Here is a 1,102-nt window from a genome sequence, read left to right as displayed (position 1 = left end):
AAATGACTGACGTAGTGATCGTATCGGCCGCGCGTACGGCGGTAGGCAAGTTCGGCGGTTCGCTCGCGAAGATCGCGGCGCCGGAATTGGGTGCAACGGTAATCAAGGCCGTGCTGGAGCGCGCGGGTGTGAAGCCGGATCAGGTGAGCGAAGTGATTCTGGGTCAGGTGCTCGCGGCCGGTTCGGGCCAGAACCCGGCGCGCCAGTCGCTGATCAAGGCCGGCTTGCCCGACATGGTTCCGGGCATGACGATCAACAAGGTCTGCGGCTCGGGCCTGAAAGCGGTGATGCTGGCGGCGAACGCGATCATCGCGGGCGATGCGGAAATCGTGATCGCCGGTGGTCAGGAAAACATGAGCGCCGCGCCGCACGTGCTGCCGGGCTCGCGCGACGGCTTCCGCATGGGCGATGCGAAGCTGATCGACACGATGATCGTCGATGGCCTGTGGGACGTCTATAACAACTACCACATGGGCACGACGGCGGAAAACGTCGCGAAGGAATTCGGCATCACGCGCGAGCAGCAGGACGCGTTCGCGGCGCTGTCGCAGAACAAGGCCGAGGCCGCGCAGAAGGCGGGCCGCTTCAACGATGAAATCGTGCCGGTCTCGATTCCGCAACGCAAGGGCGAGCCGCTGCAGTTCAACACCGACGAGTTCGTGCGTCACGGCGTGACGGCCGACGCGCTCGCGGGCCTGAAGCCGGCGTTCTCGAAGGAAGGCACGGTGACGGCGGCGAACGCATCGGGCCTCAACGACGGCGCGGCGGCGGTCGTGGTGATGTCGGCGAAGAAGGCTGAAGCGCTGGGTCTCACGCCGCTCGCGCGTATCAAGGCGTACGCGAACGCGGGCGTCGATCCGAAGATCATGGGCATGGGCCCGGTGCCGGCCTCGAAGCGCTGTCTGGAGCGCGCGGGCTGGTCGGTGAACGATCTCGACCTGATGGAAATCAACGAGGCGTTCGCGGCGCAGGCGCTTGCGGTGCACAAGCAGATGGGCTGGGATCAGTCGAAGATCAACGTGAACGGCGGCGCGATTGCGATCGGTCACCCGATCGGCGCATCGGGTTGCCGGATTCTCGTCACGCTGCTGCACGAAATGCA

The 1,102-nt window shown here is 65.3% G+C and carries 1 protein-coding gene; it reads left to right on the top strand.

The features are described 5' to 3' along the window. Positions 1-2 precede the first annotated feature (2 nt). Positions 3-1,102, top strand: a 1,100-nt coding sequence (locus AWB80_RS42770) for an acetyl-CoA C-acetyltransferase (protein ID WP_061180609.1), incomplete at its 3' end; no start/stop codon positions are given.

It is taken from the genome of Caballeronia pedi (genome assembly GCF_001544915.2).
GTDB classification, from domain to species: Bacteria; Pseudomonadota; Gammaproteobacteria; order Burkholderiales; family Burkholderiaceae; genus Caballeronia; species Caballeronia pedi.
The sequence above is the reverse complement of the archived record's forward strand: the minus strand, read 5'-3'. Positions and strand labels throughout refer to the sequence as shown.